Annotated in this window: 14 protein-coding genes; 11 read left to right on the top strand and 3 right to left on the bottom strand. The window is 67.5% G+C overall.

All coding sequences use genetic code 11. The features are described 5' to 3' along the window. Both fadD1 and OVA31_RS05050 read right to left on the bottom strand, forming a co-directional pair. Window positions 1-1,596: a fatty-acid--CoA ligase FadD1 gene (gene fadD1, locus OVA31_RS05055; protein ID WP_267630009.1), complete on the bottom strand. Its 1,596-nt coding sequence runs from the start codon at window positions 1,594-1,596 to the stop codon at window positions 1-3. 79 nt (window positions 1,597-1,675) lie between these two features. Further along, the gene (locus OVA31_RS05050) at window positions 1,676-2,149 is read right to left on the bottom strand and encodes a hypothetical protein (protein ID WP_267630008.1); all 474 of its coding nucleotides are present in this window, start codon (window positions 2,147-2,149) and stop codon (window positions 1,676-1,678) included. Window positions 2,150-2,415: 266 nt separating this feature from the next. Between OVA31_RS05050 and OVA31_RS05045 the strand changes: the two genes are divergently transcribed. The 10 genes from OVA31_RS05045 (at window position 2,416) to OVA31_RS05000 (ending at window position 13,657) form a co-directional block, all read left to right on the top strand. Then, window positions 2,416-3,315 carry a hotdog domain-containing protein gene (locus OVA31_RS05045; RefSeq protein WP_324290187.1) on the top strand — a complete coding sequence of 300 codons (900 nt, stop codon included), beginning with the start codon at window positions 2,416-2,418 and terminating at the stop codon, window positions 3,313-3,315. A gap of 162 nt (window positions 3,316-3,477) precedes the next feature. After that, window positions 3,478-3,633: a hypothetical protein gene (locus OVA31_RS05040; protein ID WP_267630006.1), complete on the top strand. Its 156-nt coding sequence runs from the start codon at window positions 3,478-3,480 to the stop codon at window positions 3,631-3,633. Between the two features lie 31 nt (window positions 3,634-3,664). After that, window positions 3,665-4,468 carry a TIGR03084 family metal-binding protein gene (locus tag OVA31_RS05035; protein ID WP_267630005.1) on the top strand — a complete coding sequence of 268 codons (804 nt, stop codon included), beginning with the start codon at window positions 3,665-3,667 and terminating at the stop codon, window positions 4,466-4,468. Window positions 4,469-4,471: 3 nt separating this feature from the next. Then, the gene (locus OVA31_RS05030; RefSeq protein ID WP_267630004.1) at window positions 4,472-6,202 is read left to right on the top strand and encodes an acyclic terpene utilization AtuA family protein; all 1,731 of its coding nucleotides are present in this window, start codon (window positions 4,472-4,474) and stop codon (window positions 6,200-6,202) included. Next, on the top strand, window positions 6,199-7,359 hold the full coding sequence (locus tag OVA31_RS05025; RefSeq protein ID WP_267630003.1) for an acyl-CoA dehydrogenase family protein: 1,161 nt from the start codon (window positions 6,199-6,201) through the stop codon (window positions 7,357-7,359). Before OVA31_RS05030 ends, OVA31_RS05025 begins: the two co-directional genes overlap by 4 nt. Further along, on the top strand, window positions 7,356-8,954 hold the full coding sequence (locus OVA31_RS05020) for an acyl-CoA carboxylase subunit beta (protein WP_267630002.1): 1,599 nt from the start codon (window positions 7,356-7,358) through the stop codon (window positions 8,952-8,954). Before OVA31_RS05025 ends, OVA31_RS05020 begins: the two co-directional genes overlap by 4 nt. A 7-nt stretch (window positions 8,955-8,961) precedes the next feature. Then, complete coding sequence (locus OVA31_RS05015; RefSeq protein ID WP_267630001.1) at window positions 8,962-11,013, top strand: biotin carboxylase N-terminal domain-containing protein; 2,052 nt, start codon at window positions 8,962-8,964, stop codon at window positions 11,011-11,013. Then, complete coding sequence (locus OVA31_RS05010) at window positions 11,010-12,197, top strand: acyl-CoA dehydrogenase family protein (RefSeq protein ID WP_267630000.1); 1,188 nt, start codon at window positions 11,010-11,012, stop codon at window positions 12,195-12,197. Before OVA31_RS05015 ends, OVA31_RS05010 begins: the two co-directional genes overlap by 4 nt. Window positions 12,198-12,208: 11 nt before the next feature. Beyond that, window positions 12,209-13,006, top strand: a complete 798-nt coding sequence (locus tag OVA31_RS05005) for an enoyl-CoA hydratase family protein (protein ID WP_267629999.1) — start codon at window positions 12,209-12,211, stop codon at window positions 13,004-13,006. 21 nt (window positions 13,007-13,027) lie between these two features. After that, window positions 13,028-13,657: a TetR/AcrR family transcriptional regulator gene (locus tag OVA31_RS05000; RefSeq protein WP_267629998.1), complete on the top strand. Its 630-nt coding sequence runs from the start codon at window positions 13,028-13,030 to the stop codon at window positions 13,655-13,657. Window positions 13,658-13,691: 34 nt separating this feature from the next. Here the strand turns inward: OVA31_RS05000 and OVA31_RS04995 are convergent, their stop codons facing one another. Next, window positions 13,692-14,129 (bottom strand): hypothetical protein, encoded by a 438-nt coding sequence (locus OVA31_RS04995; RefSeq protein WP_267629997.1) that lies wholly within the window; start codon window positions 14,127-14,129, stop codon window positions 13,692-13,694. A gap of 138 nt (window positions 14,130-14,267) precedes the next feature. Here OVA31_RS04995 and OVA31_RS04990 point away from each other — a divergent pair, with 138 nt between their 5' ends. Next, entirely contained in the window at window positions 14,268-15,320 is a 1,053-nt protein-coding gene (locus tag OVA31_RS04990; protein ID WP_267629996.1) for a YdcF family protein, read from the top strand. Window positions 15,321-15,363 lie beyond the last annotated feature (43 nt).

The raw sequence follows: 15,363 nt of genomic DNA, 5'->3' as shown, positions 1-15,363 counted from the left end.
TCAGACCGCGGCCGTCGAGGCGCCGACGACGACGTAGTCCCTCGATCGCCCCTCGCGCACCCAGAGCGTGCCGTCACCGGCGCTCGGGCCTTCCTTCTTCAGTTCCCGCTTCAGGATCTTGTTGGTCGCCGTGGTGGGCAGATCATCGGCGATCCGCACATAGCGCGGCCACGCCTTGGGGGAGAGGTCTGCCTGTGCAGCAAGCTGTTCGGCGAATCGTTCGGGGGTGATCTCCTCGTCGTCCTGGAGGACGACGGCGGCCATCACCGCGTCGCCGACATGCTCGTCGGGGACCGCATACACCGCGACGCGGTTGATCTCCGGAAGGCGGAGCAGGATGCGTTCGATCGGCCCGGCGGCCAGGTTCTCACCGTCCACGCGCATCCAGTCGCCGGTGCGTCCCGCCAGATAGATCCAGCCCTCTGCGTCCTTGTACGCGAGATCGCCCGACCAGTACATGCCATGTCGCAGGCGCTCGCTCGTTGATTGCTCGTCGTTGTAGTAACCCATGAACATGCCGGCGCCGTCGACGTTCACCAACTCGCCGATCGCGTCGTCGGCGTTGGCCAGGGCTCCGTTGTCGTCGAACTCGACTCGAGGACATTCGGTGAGCGTCTCCGAGTTGTACACCGCGACATTGGGAAATCCCCGGCCGATCGATCCCTCCGGGGTGCCGGGTTCGCGGGTGATGATGATGGCGAGTTCGGTCGAGCCGAAACCGTCCCAGACCGTGCAGCCGAATCGTCGGGAGAAGTCGTTGATGTCACGGTCGGTTGCCTCGTTGCCGAAGGCGACGCGCAGCGGGTTGTCGGCGTCGTCGGGTCGTTCCTCGGTCGCGAGGATGTAGGCCAGCGGTTTGCCGACGTAGTTCATGTAGGTGGCGTGGTAGCGCCGGATGTCATGCAGGAACGTCGACGCCGAGAACTTCGCCGGTGCGATGGCGGCACCGCCACACAGCGCCACGCAGTAGCCGCCCATCAGTGCGGCCGAGTGGAACAGGGGCATCGACAAGTAGCAGACGTCTCCGGGCCCGATGCTGTACTTGTCCGCGAGAACCGGGCCGGCAAACGGGATCATCATGTGCGCGAACCGGACCGGCTTCGGGTTGCCGCTGGTGCCGGAGGTGAAGATCAGCATGAAGGTGTCGGCCGCCGTGGGTACCGAGTGTGGGACGAGTTCGCCTGCTGTCGAGGTCGCCGTGTCCCAGGCGGGTGTCGAGGTGTCGAGGATCTGCACGCCCGGTAGGTCCAGGCCGTCGAGCAGCGGACGGTGCTCGGCGTCGGTGATCAGGATCTGGCAGTCGGCCCGGAGGATGTCGGCGGCGAGCCCGTCGCCCCGCCGGGTGTTGTTCACGCCGACCGTCACATATCCGCCGAGGGCCCCCGCGGCAAGTGCGATGAGCATGTCCGGCGTGTTGCCGAGCAGGGCACCCACATGCATGGGGCGCGATGGATCGGCGAGGCCGAGCACGGCTGCGGCAGCGCGCTGCGCGTCGGCGATGTACTCGCGCCAGGACCACTGACTGCCCTCGTAGGTGATCGCCAGGTTGTCGTCGTCTGCGCGCTCCTGCAGGAGCTGGGTCACGGTCTCGGCCATGCCGCCACTCTAGAACGTGTTCTCGTTTCTTGTGAACAGATTCTGAATAATGTCTACTCGTGCCCGTCGAGCGCGGCGGTCAGCGGATGAACCACCCGACGCCGGGGGTCACGGTGAACGCACGATCGGCCTTGCCGATGATGGTGGTGGTGAAGGAGATGCGGCCGTGACCGGCCCGGATCTCGGCCCCCGACGACGGTTTGCCCGCGGTGCACGTGGCGAACACGACGTCGTCGGTGTGGTTCGTGCGTTCGTTCCGCCACGTGATGGCGACCCGGGTCTGGCCGAGATTGCGCGAGCACGCGTCGCCCACTGGCAAGACCCGCAGTCGGGTGGCGTCGGCACTCGTGGCGGTGGCGGCGAGGGTGGCGGCGAAGCCGCCCGAGAGCCCGTTCCGGTCGACGGTGACGCCCACATTCGGCACCTGGTCGACCCGCAGCATCTTCGGTGGTGCCGCATTCGCGGCTCCACCGCTTGCGATCACGCTGATCGCCATGCCGGCGGCCGCGGCTGCGCAGGCGGTGGCCCGAATCGTTGTCCGATGTCCCGTCATCAGAGCTTCCCTCCAGTCCGATCGAGCACGTTCTGTGTCTGCCAGGGTGTCGGAGCGGGGTCTGGGCGTACAGGTGTGCGCGGGTTCTGTTATGGATCCGAGACGGCTGCAAGCGGTTGCCTGAGAGGCGGGAGGTGCTGGTGAGGACGCCGATTGTGAATGGTGTCTCAAATGCTCGTCCGAGCGTCCGCTCGGTTCGTCGGCCGGTTGCTTGTGCTGATAGGACCGTAGACATGGTTGTCGACAGGGCCTCATCCACTCGCATCGTGCCGCGCGATCCCGTCACGGCGTTCGGCATCGGAAATGTCGCGACCACCGGACCGACGACGGTGCGCGCCGAGCAGCAGGTGAGTGCGGACCTCGTGGACCACCGCGGCCGAATCGATCTACCGGCGCTCGCGGTGTTGTTCGATCACCTCGGCGGCCTGCCGTACTTCGCCTCCGACCCGGACGGGTCGCCATGCGTGCAGGCCCGTCTCGCCATCTCCATGCAGGGTGGTGTCGACGTGGGCGACCGGCTGACGGCGAATGCCGAACTCCTCATGCACGACGAGGCGTTCGGGACCACCCGAGTCGACATCGTGACGTCGACGGGCCGGATCTGCGCTTCTGGCACCGCTCGCAACGTCGCAGTGGGTCGGACCTTCGACCACAATCCCACCAGCGATCGGGGCGCCGAGGCTCCACCCGCCGTCGCCGACGTACATGGGCTGCCGACGCCACCGGCCATCGAGCCGGGTCTCGACGGCCGCGTGATCGTCGAGCAGATCGCAGCAGGCACGCGTGCCGCGGGTCACCTGACCGAACTGCTCAACGGTCGGGTCGACACCGTCGACCACCCGCTCGGCACCGGCGTGCGTTTCACCGTGGGCACCGAACCGTGGATGGGCAACGTGTTCGGCACGATGCACGGCGGCGTCATCGCCGCTGCGGTCGCGCAGGGGTGCTCGTTTGCCGGCCAGGCGAACGCGCAGGCCGGACGCGACTATCAGGTCGCCGATCTGGCGATCAGCTTTCTCCGGTCGCCTGCGGTGCAGGGCGCCGATGTCGTCGTCGAGGTGACGCCGGTGAAGATCGGTCGTCGGGTCGCGTCGTTCGACGCCACGATGCATGCGCACGACGGGATGCTGCTCAGTCGCTGCGCCGCGGACGTCCACTACCGCTGACCGCCCCGACAGCAACCGAGATCCCGCCGACGGCAACCGATCCCGCCGACGGCAACCGATCCCGCCGACGGCAACCGAGATTTCGCCGACAGCAACCGAGATTCCGCCGACAGCAACCCACGATCGTCGCGCCGCCGGCCGCTTGCGTCCGTGTGCGCCCATATGCGCGACGAATCCTGGGGCTTTGTCGACGTGCGGGGTGCTGTCGGCGAGTTGCAGGTTGCTGTCGGCGAGTCGTGCGTTGCTGTCGCCGGGATTGATGTTGCTGTCGGCGAGATTCGGGGTGCTGTCGGCGCGAAAACAATCATGCGTGATTGATTTTTCTCGCGGGTTGTGTGACCCTGATCGCATGTCGATCGTGGAGGGGCTCGTAGCGGATCTGACGGCGCAATCGGCGGAGCTCGACACCCTGGTGGCCGCTCTGGACGATTCCGGGTGGGCGCTGTCGACGCCTGCCGCCGGGTGGACGGTGGCGCATCAGATCGCCCACCTGTCGTGGACCGACCGGATGGCGACCATGGCGGCAACGGACCCGGATGCCTTCGGCGCGGCCCTCGAGAAGGCCGCCGACAACCCGACGGGTTTTGTCGACGAGGCGGCCGAGGAGGGGGCGGTAGCGTCACCCGCGCAGATTCTCGAGGGCTGGCGGACTGCTCGTGCGAACCTCGCCGACGCATTGTGTGCAGTCACCGACGGTGTGAAGATCCCGTGGTTCGGCCCGCCGATGTCTGCGGCGTCGATGGCGACGGCCAGACTGATGGAGACCTGGGCACACGGCCTCGACGTCGCGGATGCACTGGGCGTGACGATGGTGCCAACCGACCGGATTCGGGGTGTCGTCCACATCGGGGTCCGCACCAGAGATTTCGCCTACGCGGTCAACGGACTGACGCCGCCGGCGACGCCGTTCCGATACGAGATCACCGCGCCGTCGGGCGACGTGTGGATCTGGGGGCCCGACGAGGCCACCGACGTCGTGCGCGGGCCGGCAATCGACTTCTGCCAATTGGTGACCCAGCGACGTGCGTTGACGGATCTCGATCTGGAGATCATCGGCTCCGACGCGACGCGATGGGCAGGCATCGCCCAGGCCTTCGCCGGACCACCCGGACCGGGGAGGCCGTCGACCACTTCCGAACGAGAGGTCCACTGAGTCATGGTCGACACGAATGCAGGCAGGATCGTCCGGATCGGCAACGCCTCCGGCTTCTACGGCGACCGGTTCTCCGCGATGCGGGAGATGCTCGAGGGTGGCGAGCTGGACTATGTGACCGGTGACTACCTGGCCGAGCTGACCATGCTGATTCTCGGTCGGGATCGGATGAAGGACCCGAGATCGGGCTATGCCAAGACATTCCTGCGTCAGATGGAGGAATGTCTCGGTCTCGCCATCGACAAGGGTGTTCGAATCGTCACCAACGCCGGTGGTCTCAATCCGCACGGGCTCGCGGTGGCGCTGCGTGAACTCGCCGAGAGGTTGGGCATCAACGCCGACATCGCTTTTGTCGACGGCGACGACCTCCTCGACCGCGCCGCCGAGCTCGAACTCGGGGACCCCCTCACCGCCAACGCCTACCTCGGGGCGTTCGGGATCAAGACCGCACTCGACGCGGGCGCCGAGATCGTGGTGACCGGCCGGGTCACCGACGCGTCGCTCACCGTCGGCCCGGCAGCCAGTGAATTCGGCTGGGAGTACCACGATCTGGACGCACTCGCCGGTGCGGTGGTGGCGGGGCACGTCATCGAATGCGGCGCCCAGGCGACCGGCGGCAATTACTCGTTCTTCCGTGAGTTGCCCCGGATGGGTCACCTCGGCTTCCCGATCGCGGAGGTCGCCGCCGACGGGTCGTCGGTGATCACCAAGCACCCCGGTACCGGCGGCGCGGTCACAGTCGGGACGGTCACCGCGCAGCTGCTCTACGAGGTCGGCGGACCGAGGTATCTGGGTCCCGACGTCACCACGCGGCTCGACACCATCGAGCTCGCGCAGGCAGGCGACGATCGGGTGACCATCAGCGGCGTACGTGGCGAGGCGCCACCGTCGACCACCAAGGTGTCGCTGAACAGCCTTGCCGGCGTGCGTAACGAGATCACCCTCATCCTCACCGGGCTCGACATCGAGGCCAAGGCCGAGCTGTTCAAGGATCAGTTCACGGCGGCTCTGCCCACCGCGCCTGCCGAGATCGACTGGGAACTCTCGCGACTCGATCGTCCGGATGCCGAGACGGAGGAACAGGCGAGCGCACTGCTCCGCTGCGTGGTCCGCGATCCCGACGCGAAGAAGGTCGGCCGGGCGTTCTCATCGACCGCCATCGAACTCGCGCTGGCGAGTTATCCCGGGTTCGCGGCGACCGCACCTCCCGGACACGGCAACCCGTACGGCGTGTTCGAGCCGGGGTACGTGGATGCCGCGGCCGTGGACCACCGCGTGGCCCTGCAAACCGGTGTGGTCGAACGTATCCCGCCGAGCCCCTTGCGCACCGAGGTGCCCGCCGACGCCGGCGACGCGCCGGCAGAGACCTCCGCGGACTGGGGCCCGACGGCGTCGCTGCCGCTGGGTACCGTCGCAGGCGCGCGCAGTGGCGACAAGGGCGGAAGCGCGAACATCGGGGTGTGGGTGCGCGACCCCGAGCACTTCCCCTGGCTCGACAGCACCCTCGACGTCGATCTGCTCCGAAAGCTGCTGCCCGAGATCGCCGACCTCCCGGTGCGGCGTCACCGGCTCCCGAACCTCAACGCGGTCAACTTCGTGATCGACGGTGTGCTCGGACGCGGTGTCGCGGAGAACGTTCGATTCGATCCACAGGCCAAGGGCATGGGCGAGTGGCTGCGCTCGCGTCCGGTGCCCATCCCGATCGCCTTCACGAACAGCAAGGAGAGCAAGTGACGATCACCAGTCCGGTGTGGGACACCCCTGAGCGCCTCGAACTGCGTTCCACTGTCAGGGCATTCGTGGAGCGCCACGTGCTGCCGTACCAGGACGAGTGGGAGCGCGACGGGTTGATCCCGCGCGACCTGCACCGCGAGGCGGCGAAGCTCGGGCTGTTCGGTCTGGGAATCCCCGAGGAGGTCGGTGGGTCCGGTGGAGATCTCATCGACGGCTCCATCCTGGGCGAGGAGTTCCACTACGCGGGAGCCGCCGGCGGTGTGTTCGCATCACTGTTCACCCACGGCATCGCGCTGCCGCACCTCATCGGGGCCGGTGATCCCGATCAGATCGACCGGTGGGTCCGGCCCACCCTCGCCGGTGAGAAGATCGGCAGCCTCGCGATCACCGAGCCGGGCGGGGGCAGCGACGTCGGGCACCTGCGCACGTCCGCGGTCCGCGACGGAGATCACTACGTGGTCAACGGCGCCAAGACCTACATCACCTCCGCCGTGCGCGCCGACTTCGTCGTGACCGCGGTCCGCACAGGTGGCCCGGGCGCTTCCGGTGTCTCGCTGCTCGTCGTCGAGAAGGACACACCCGGCTTCACCGTCACCCGCAAGCTCGACAAGATGGGTTGGCGCAGTTCGGACACCGCCGAACTGTCGTTTGTCGATGCCCGCGTGCCGGTCGCCAACCTGGTGGGGGCGGAGAACTCCGGTTTCGCCCAGATCGCGACGGCCTTCGTCACCGAGCGATCCGGCCTCGCCGTTCAGGCGTACGCGAGCGCGCAACGGTGCCTCGACCTCACCCTGGACTGGGTCCGTGATCGGGAGACATTCGGAAAGCCGTTGATCGCACGCCAATCGGTGCAGGAGGCCGTCACCGAGATGGCCCGCCGCATCGACATCGCACGCACCTACACCCGCGCCGTCGTGGAACGGAAGGTGACCTCCGACGACGATCTGATCGCGGAGGTCTGCTTCGCGAAGAACACCGCCGTCGAGGCGGGTGAGTGGGTGGCGAACAAAGCGGTTCAGCTGTTCGGCGGGATGGGCTACATGACCGGTACCGAGGTGGAGCGCCAGTACCGCGACATGCGCATCATCGGTATCGGTGGCGGCACCACCGAGATCCTGTCCGGACTCGCGGCAAAACGATTGGGGTATCAGCGATGACGGCCATCCGATCCACCCTCGACCCGGCGGGTGAGGACTTTCGGGCGGCGAGTACGTCGATGAACGACAAGCTCGTCGAGATCCGGACCGAGTTCGACAAGGCCCTCGCCGGTGGGGGCGAGAAGTACGTCGCCCGCCACCGCAAGCGTGGCAAGATGACCGCCCGCGAGCGCATCGAGATGCTGATCGACGAGGACTCGGCCTTCCTCGAGTTGTGCCCGCTGGCGGCATACGGCTCGGACTTCCAGGTGGGGGCGTCCGCGGTCACCGGCATCGGCGTGGTCGAAGGCGTCGAGTGCATGATCGTGGCCAACGACCCGACCGTCAAAGGCGGTACCTCCAATCCGTGGACCCTGCGGAAGATTCTCCGCTGCAACGACATCGCGCTGCAGAATCGCCTGCCGATGATCTCGCTGGTCGAGTCCGGCGGCGCCGACCTGCCCACCCAGAAGGAGGTGTTCGTCCCCGGCGGCCGGATGTTCCGCGACCTCACCAGGCTGTCTGCCGCGGGCATACCGACCATCGCCCTGGTTTTCGGCAACTCCACCGCGGGCGGCGCCTACGTCCCCGGCATGAGCGATCACGTGGTGATGATCGAGAACGCGTCGAAGGTCTTCCTCGGCGGACCGCCGTTGGTGAAGATGGCGACCGGCGAGGACAGCGACGACGAGTCTCTGGGCGGCGCCCAGATGCACGCCCGTCAGTCGGGTCTGGCCGACTACTTCGCCGCCGACGAGCAGGACGCCGTCCGGCTCGGCCGGCGCATCGTGTCCCGCTTGAACTGGCGCAAGCAGGGACCCGGCCCGGTGGCCGAGGTGCTCGAACCACGCTACGACGCCGAGGAACTGCTCGGCATCGTCCCGTCGGATCTGAAGATCCCGTTCAACCCCCGCGATGTGATCGCCCGCGTGGTCGACGACAGCGACTTCGATGAGTTCAAACCTGATTACGGCAGTTCACTGTGCACCGGGTGGGCCCGCATCCACGGGTATCCGGTCGGGATCCTGGCCAACGCCCAGGGAGTGCTGTTCAGCCAGGAGTCGCAGAAGGCGACCCAGTTCATCCAGCTCGCCAACCGCAGCAACACGCCACTGTTGTTCCTGCACAACACCACCGGTTACATGGTCGGCAAGGAATACGAGCAGAACGGCATCATCAAGCACGGCTCGATGATGATCAACGCCGTGTCCAATTCCACCGTGCCGCACATCTCGGTGCTGATGGGAGCGAGCTACGGTGCCGGGCACTACGGCATGTGCGGACGCGCCTACGACCCACGATTCCTGTTCGCCTGGCCCAGCGCGAAGTCGGCGGTGATGGGTGCGGCCCAACTCGCGGGCGTCATCTCCATCGTGTCCCGGGCCGCCACCGAGGCGCGTGGAGGAACCGTCGACGAGTCAGCGGATGCGGCGATGAAGCAGATGATCGAGGCGCAGATCGAGGCCGAATCGGTCCCGGCGTTCCTGTCCGGCATGCTCTACGACGACGGTGTGATCGACCCGCGCGACACCAGGACCATTCTGGGGCTGTGCCTTTCGGCCATCGACAGTGGGCCGGTCGAGGGCACGTCCAACTTCGGCGTCTTCCGGATGTGAGGCGAACATGACAACCACGATCACCTCTGTACTCGTCGCCAACCGCGGCGAGATCGCCTGCCGCGTGTTCACCACCGCCCGCGCGATGGGCCTGCGCACCGTCGCCGTGTTCTCCGATCCCGACGAGGATGCGCCGCATGTGCGGATGGCCGACACCGCCGTCGCGCTGCCCGGCTCGACGTCGGCGCAGACGTATCTGCGCGGCGACCTCATCATCGCGGCGGCACAGGCGGCCGACGCGGACGCCATCCATCCCGGCTACGGGTTCCTCTCAGAGAACGCCGAATTCGCGCAGGCGGTGATGGACGCCGGACTCGTCTGGATCGGTCCGCCACCGGCCGCGATCGCGGCGATGGGTTCGAAGGTCAACGCGAAAAAGCTGATGGCCGACGCGGGGGTACCCGTACTGGGCAACGTCGATCCTGCCGCGGTGACCGTCGACGACCTGCCGTTGCTGATCAAGGCATCCGCAGGCGGTGGTGGTCGCGGGATGCGGGTGGTTCGTTCGCTCGACGAGCTGGGTGACGCGGTTGCCGGTGCCGCACGAGAGGCGGAGTCCGCCTTCGGCGATCCCACCGTCTTCTGTGAAACCTACGTCGAGCGTGGCCATCACATCGAGGTCCAGGTGATGGCCGACCGACACGGGGCCGTCTGGGCCGTCGGCGAACGCGAATGCTCCATCCAGCGCCGGCACCAGAAGGTGGTCGAAGAGGCGCCTGCCCCGTTGGTCGAGCGTCTCGGAGGTGACCTGCGCGACCGTCTTTACGCGGCGGCGCGGACCGCGGTGGCGGCGATCGGATACACCGGAGCCGGCACGGTGGAGTTCCTCGCCGACGAGAACGGCCGATTCTTCTTCCTGGAGACCAACACCCGACTGCAGGTCGAGCACCCCGTGACCGAGCTGACCACCGGCACCGACCTGGTGTCGTGGCAGTTGCGAGTCGCGATGGGTGAGCATCTCGATGTCCGACCACCCGCCGCATCCGGGCACGCCATCGAGGTCCGTCTCTACGCCGAGGACCCCGCTGCCGACTGGCAACCGCAGTCGGGGACCGTGCACGGAATCGAGATCGCCGACGACGTTGCGTTCGGCCTCCTCGACCGTCCGGGCATCCGAGTCGACTCCGGCATCGAGGCGGGCAGCGAGATCTCGACCTTCTACGACCCGATGCTGGCGAAGGTGATCAGTTGGGCGCCGGACCGGCGGCAGGCGGCGGCGATGCTGGCGCGTGTCCTGGCCGACGCACGTATCCACGGTCCGGTCACCAACCGGGACATGCTCGTCAACACGCTGCGCAGCGAGGCGTTCCGGTCCGGCCGCACCGACACGGGGTTCATCGACAGCATCGGTCTCGACGTGCTGGGCAGATCCCTCGCCGGTGGTGACGATGTGCGCGTCGCCGCCGCCGCGGCAGCGCTTGCGGATGCGGCGGAGACACGCGGCCGGGCGAGGGTCCAGGCCGGATTGCCTGCGGGGTGGCGCAATCTCGCGTCGGGGTATCAGGTCAAGCGGTACCTCGACACACGCGCGGACGATCCGGAGATCGAGGTCCGCTACCGGCACGGGCGGGGCGGCATCGATCTGCCGGACCTGCCCGACGTCTCGGTCGTCCGGACGTCCCCGGGTCGCGTCGTCGTCTCTGTCAACGGAGTCCGCCGCACCCTGACCGTCGCGCGCCATGGCGATCACGCCTTCGTCGACGGACCCGGTGTCGCTGTGTCACTGCGGCGGGTGCCGCGGTTCGTCGATCCGTCCGCGGTGGCGCGCCCGGGCTCACTGCTCGCGCCGATGCCGGGTGCCGTCATCCGGGTCGCGGTCATCGAGGGGGAGCGTGTGGTCGCCGGGCAACCGATGCTCTGGCTCGAGGCGATGAAGATGGAACACACCGTGACCGCACCCACCGACGGCGTGGTCGCCACGCTGTCGGTCGAACCCGGACAACAGCTTTCCGTCGGTGACGTACTGGCGGTGATCAGCGCAGACGACGGTGATGACGCCGGCACCGCCGCCGCAGAGGACCACTCGGACAACCCGAAGCAAGAGGAGAGAGTCGGATGACCGCACACCTGGATGACATCGCCGCCAACCCATTCGTGGAGAGCTCGGAACGGGCGGACCTGCGGGCCTCGGTGGCGGCCTTCGCCGCGAAGTACGGTCAGGAGTACTTCCGCGAGTGCGCGCGTGAGGGACGCAAGACCGACGAGATGTGGTCCGAAGCAGGGAAACTCGGATTCATCGGGGTCAACCTGCCGGAGGAGTACGGCGGCGGTGGTGCCGGCATGTACGAGCTCTCGATCGTGATGGAGGAGATCGCCGCGGCCGGGACCGGGCTGTTGATGCTCGTCGTCTCACCGGCCATCTGTGGCAACATCATCGCCCGTTTCGGCACCGATGAGCAGAAGCAGCAGTGGATTCCGGGCCTGGCAGACGGCACGATCACCATGGCGTTCGGCATCACCGAGCCCGATGCCGGATCGAACTCGCACCAGATCACCACCACCGCGCGCCGCGACGGCGACGAGTGGCTGCTGACCGGCCGTAAGGTCTTCATCTCCGGTGTCGACCAGGCCGAGGCCGTGCTCATCGTCGCGCGCACCGAGGACGCCAAGACCGGCAAGCTCAAGCCCGCGCTGTTCATCGTGCCCACCGACGCAACGGGTTTCGAAGCGACGATGATCGACATGGAACTACAGAACCCGGAGAAGCAGTTCCAGATCTTTCTCGACGATGTCCGGCTGCCTGCCGACGCGCTGGTCGGTTCCGAGGACGCGGCGTTGAGTCAGTTGTTCGCCGGGCTCAATCCCGAACGCATCATGGCCGCGGCGTCCGCGGTCGGTATGGGCCGCTTCGCCCTGGACAAGGCCGTCGCCTACGTGAACGACCGAACGGTATGGAAGACGCCGATCGGTGCGCATCAGGCGATCGCGCATCCGCTGGCAGAAGGCAAGGTCCAGATCGAGATGGCCAAGCTGATGATGCAGAAGGCCGCCACGCTGTACGACGCAGGTGATGACTGGGGCGCGGCCGAACCGGCGAACATGGCCAAGTACGCGGCGGCCGAGGCGTGCGTCAAGATCGTCGACCACGCCGTACATTCGATGGGCGGCAACGGATTGACGAGTGAGTACGGCCTGGCACCGATGCTCAGCCTGGCCCGTATCGCGCGGATCGCGCCGGTGAGCCGGGAGATGATCCTGAACTTCGTCGCGCAGACCAGTCTTGGTCTGCCCAAGTCGTACTGAGGAGCTCGCCGATGACCGAAGTCGTTCACACCGATATCGCCGACGAGATCCTGACGCTCACACTGGACTCTCCGGCGAATCGCAACGCACTGGGCGAGGCGCTGGTCGCCCAGCTTCTCGACGGTTTGCGTGCCGCCGAACGCGACGCCGGCATCCGTGCCGTCGTGCTTACGCACACCGGTGGGACATTCTGTGCCGGTGCGGATCTGAGTGAGGCACTCGCGCGGGGCGCCGACGTCGAAGAGGCGTCCGCGATGGGTACGTCGGCGATGCTCGACCTGATGCGGGTCATCCTGGAGATGCCGAAGCCGGTCATCGCCAAGGTCGACGGACACGTCCGGGCCGGTGGCTTCGGGCTTCTCGGTGCAGCCGACATTGCGCTGGTGGGACCTCGGTGCACGTTCGCGCTCACCGAGGCCAGGCTCGGACTGGCACCGTCGGTGATCTCCTTGGTGCTGCTGCCGAAGATGACCGCGCGGGCCTCTGGCCGGTATTTCCTCACCGGCGAGACCTTCGACCCGTCGACCGCGGTCGAGATCGGGCTCGTCACCGAGGCATTCGCGTCGGCCGACGACCTCGATGCCGGTCTGACATCGGTGCTGGCGGGAATCCGGCGTGCCTCCCCGCAGGGGCTTGGCGCGTCGAAGATGCTCACCACGGCAACCGTGTTGTCGAGCTTCCGCGGCCTGGCCCGGCAGCGCGCCGACGAGTCGGCCGCCCTGTTCGGTTCCGACGAGGCCCGCGAGGGCATGACCGCGTTCCTGTCGAAGCGTTCGCCACGTTGGGACCTGGGAGCGCAGAAGGAATGATGCAGTGGAATCGATGACGAGATGACCGCGGGCACCCGCACGCCGCCGCCGCGCGAGCCGCGTCAGGAGCGTTCCCGCATCACCCGGGAGCGACTGTTGCGATCGACCATCGAGGCGCTCGCCCATGATGGCTGGTCGGCGGCAACGGTCGCGGCGGTCGCCGAACGGGCCGGTGTGTCGCGGGGCGCGGCACAGCATCATTTCCCCACCAGGGAGGCCCTGATCACGGCGGCTCTGGAGCAGGTCTTCGAGGACATGACCTCGACCGCATCGACCGCGATCACTGCGATGCCCGCGGGGCCCGACCGTGTCGCCGCGGCCGTCGATCGGGCGGTCAGAATCTACACTGGTACGGAATTCAAAGCGGCACTGCAGGTCTGGGCCGCCGCAGCCTCCGATCCCGCGCTGCGTGAACTGATCCTGCCGATGGAGGACAGGTTCGCCCATGCCGCCCATCAGATGACGGTGGAGGCGCTGGACCCCGACGGCGCCAATCCGCAGGCGCGCAACGTCGCGCAGGTGACCCTCGACCTCGCCCGTGGACTCGGGCTGGCCGACACGCTCTCCGACGACTCGAAACGCCGCGCGCAGGTCGTCGCGACGTGGACAGAGTTGGTGGCCGCTGCTCTGCGGTCGACCGAACACGGCTGAGCCCGCTTGGGCGCGCGGCCCAGGGAACTCCGATTCAGCGCACGGTGACGCGCACCGCGTTCTCGTATTTCACACGCAGGTCGGGTGGTGTCGATTCCGGGAACGTCACCACCACGTCGAGCACCTGGTAGGCGGAGTCCTGGCCACCCGCGTAGGTCGTGGCGCGGCCGGTGGTCGGGAACTTCAGGAACGTCGCCTGATCGAACGCCGTGGCGGCGGTACAGCCGGCCGTCGGGCAGACCTGGGCGGTCACGTCCTTCTCGCCGGTCAACTCGAGGTTCTGACCGCGGACGGCATCGGCGATCTGCGTGACCGAGCCGGGATCGATCGGGTTGTCCACCACCGATTGGGTCGCGACGCCAGACTCCGAGGTCGGTGTCGACGCGGGCTCCCCACCGCATGCGGTGCCACCGAGCAGGCACGCACCGACGACGATCGATGACGTCCAGAATCTCGTCACAGTCCTGTTCACAGCTTCACCTCCGTCGCCGGATCTCTTCTCCTTCCTACCGGGCACCGACCGGCCGCCGCCGACCGGGTGGGCTCCGGACCTCGATTCGTACGCCTCAATGACCTCATCTGCGCCTGCGCGGCTGCCATGATTGCCGACATGGGTGCACTGCTGATCGCGCTCGTTCTCTTCGCGCTCGGTGCCGGCATCAGTGCCTGGCGTGAGCCGCGCCGGTTGCTGCCGGGCATCTTCGGAACGGTCGTGGTCGTGGTCGTGGCGATGGTGGTGGTCGCTGCGGTGGTGGGTGCCCGCGGACGCGAGTTGTCGGGTGCCATGGTGCTCGCCGTGGTGGCGGTGGCCGGGCTGGTCGCCGCGGCTGCGCTCGGTGTGTACCTGGTTCGCACCGGAGTCGAGCTGGTGCGCAGGGAGGGCCTTCGCCCGTCGATGATGCTGTCGACCGCACTGGGGATACTCGTCCTGGTCTACGTCGTCAGCGTCGCCGCGGGCCTGGTGGTCGGTTGGCTGATCCCGACCTCGGACCAGCGACTGCTGTTCGTCCTCGCGGGGATCGGCGTGCCTGCCGCCTATCTCGGCTTCGCCCTCCTGGCGCTGGTTCTCTGGTCGGCCGTTTATGACACGTGGGCTCGACGACGGATCCGGCGCGATCCGGTCGGCGCCGTGATCGTGCTGGGTGCCGGCCTCATCGATGGACGCCGGGTGGGGAGACTGCTGGCAGGCCGGCTCGATCTCGCTCATGAGGTGTTCGACCTGGCCGAGGCGTCGGGCCGCCGGCCGATCATGATCTGTTCGGGTGGTCGCGGCGTGGACGAGGAGATGTCGGAGGCGGCAGCGATGTCGGACTACCTGCTGGCCCGCGGGATGCGTGGCGATGCCGTGCTGGCCGAGGGTGATTCGACCGACACCGCCGAGAACATCGCCTTCTCGGCCGAGCTCCTCGCCGATCGAGGGGTCGCGGGGCCGGTTGCCGTCGTCACCAGCGACTATCACGCACTGCGTGCCGCAATGCTGATGCGCAGCAATGAGATCGACGGCTTCGCCACCGGGGCGCGCACCCCGTCGTATTTCGTCCCGAACGCCGAGGTTCGCGAGTTCGCCGCCATCATGTGGAAGCACCGGTGGCTCAACCTCGCATTGGTCGTCGCGCTCTCGGTTCCCTGGCTCCTGGCCGTGTGGAACGTGTCGGTGAGCTGAATGCGATCGAACCGACGTGGACCGGCCCGGACACGGATTGCGA

It is taken from the genome of Gordonia sp. SL306 (assembly GCF_026625785.1).
GTDB lineage: Bacteria > Actinomycetota > Actinomycetes > Mycobacteriales > Mycobacteriaceae > Gordonia.
Note: the sequence above shows the minus strand (reverse complement) of the source record. Positions and strands in the feature narration are given on the sequence as shown.

Excerpts from the sequence above, each read along its gene's own strand:
- OVA31_RS05010 (WP_267630000.1), top strand. The coding sequence starts at position 11,010 with ATGACCGCACACCTGGATGACATCGCCGCCAACCCATTCGTGGAGAGC.
- fadD1 (WP_267630009.1), bottom strand. The coding sequence starts at position 1,596 with ATGGCCGAGACCGTGACCCAGCTCCTGCAGGAGCGCGCAGACGACGAC.
- OVA31_RS05015 (WP_267630001.1), top strand. The coding sequence starts at position 8,962 with ATGACAACCACGATCACCTCTGTACTCGTCGCCAACCGCGGCGAGATC.
- OVA31_RS05020 (WP_267630002.1), top strand. The coding sequence starts at position 7,356 with ATGACGGCCATCCGATCCACCCTCGACCCGGCGGGTGAGGACTTTCGG.
- OVA31_RS05005 (WP_267629999.1), top strand. The coding sequence starts at position 12,209 with ATGACCGAAGTCGTTCACACCGATATCGCCGACGAGATCCTGACGCTC.
- OVA31_RS05040 (WP_267630006.1), top strand. The coding sequence starts at position 3,478 with ATGCGCGACGAATCCTGGGGCTTTGTCGACGTGCGGGGTGCTGTCGGC.
- OVA31_RS05000 (WP_267629998.1), top strand. The coding sequence starts at position 13,028 with ATGACCGCGGGCACCCGCACGCCGCCGCCGCGCGAGCCGCGTCAGGAG.
- OVA31_RS05030 (WP_267630004.1), top strand. The coding sequence starts at position 4,472 with ATGGTCGACACGAATGCAGGCAGGATCGTCCGGATCGGCAACGCCTCC.
- OVA31_RS05050 (WP_267630008.1), bottom strand. The coding sequence starts at position 2,149 with ATGACGGGACATCGGACAACGATTCGGGCCACCGCCTGCGCAGCCGCG.
- OVA31_RS04990 (WP_267629996.1), top strand. The coding sequence starts at position 14,268 with ATGGGTGCACTGCTGATCGCGCTCGTTCTCTTCGCGCTCGGTGCCGGC.
- OVA31_RS05035 (WP_267630005.1), top strand. The coding sequence starts at position 3,665 with ATGTCGATCGTGGAGGGGCTCGTAGCGGATCTGACGGCGCAATCGGCG.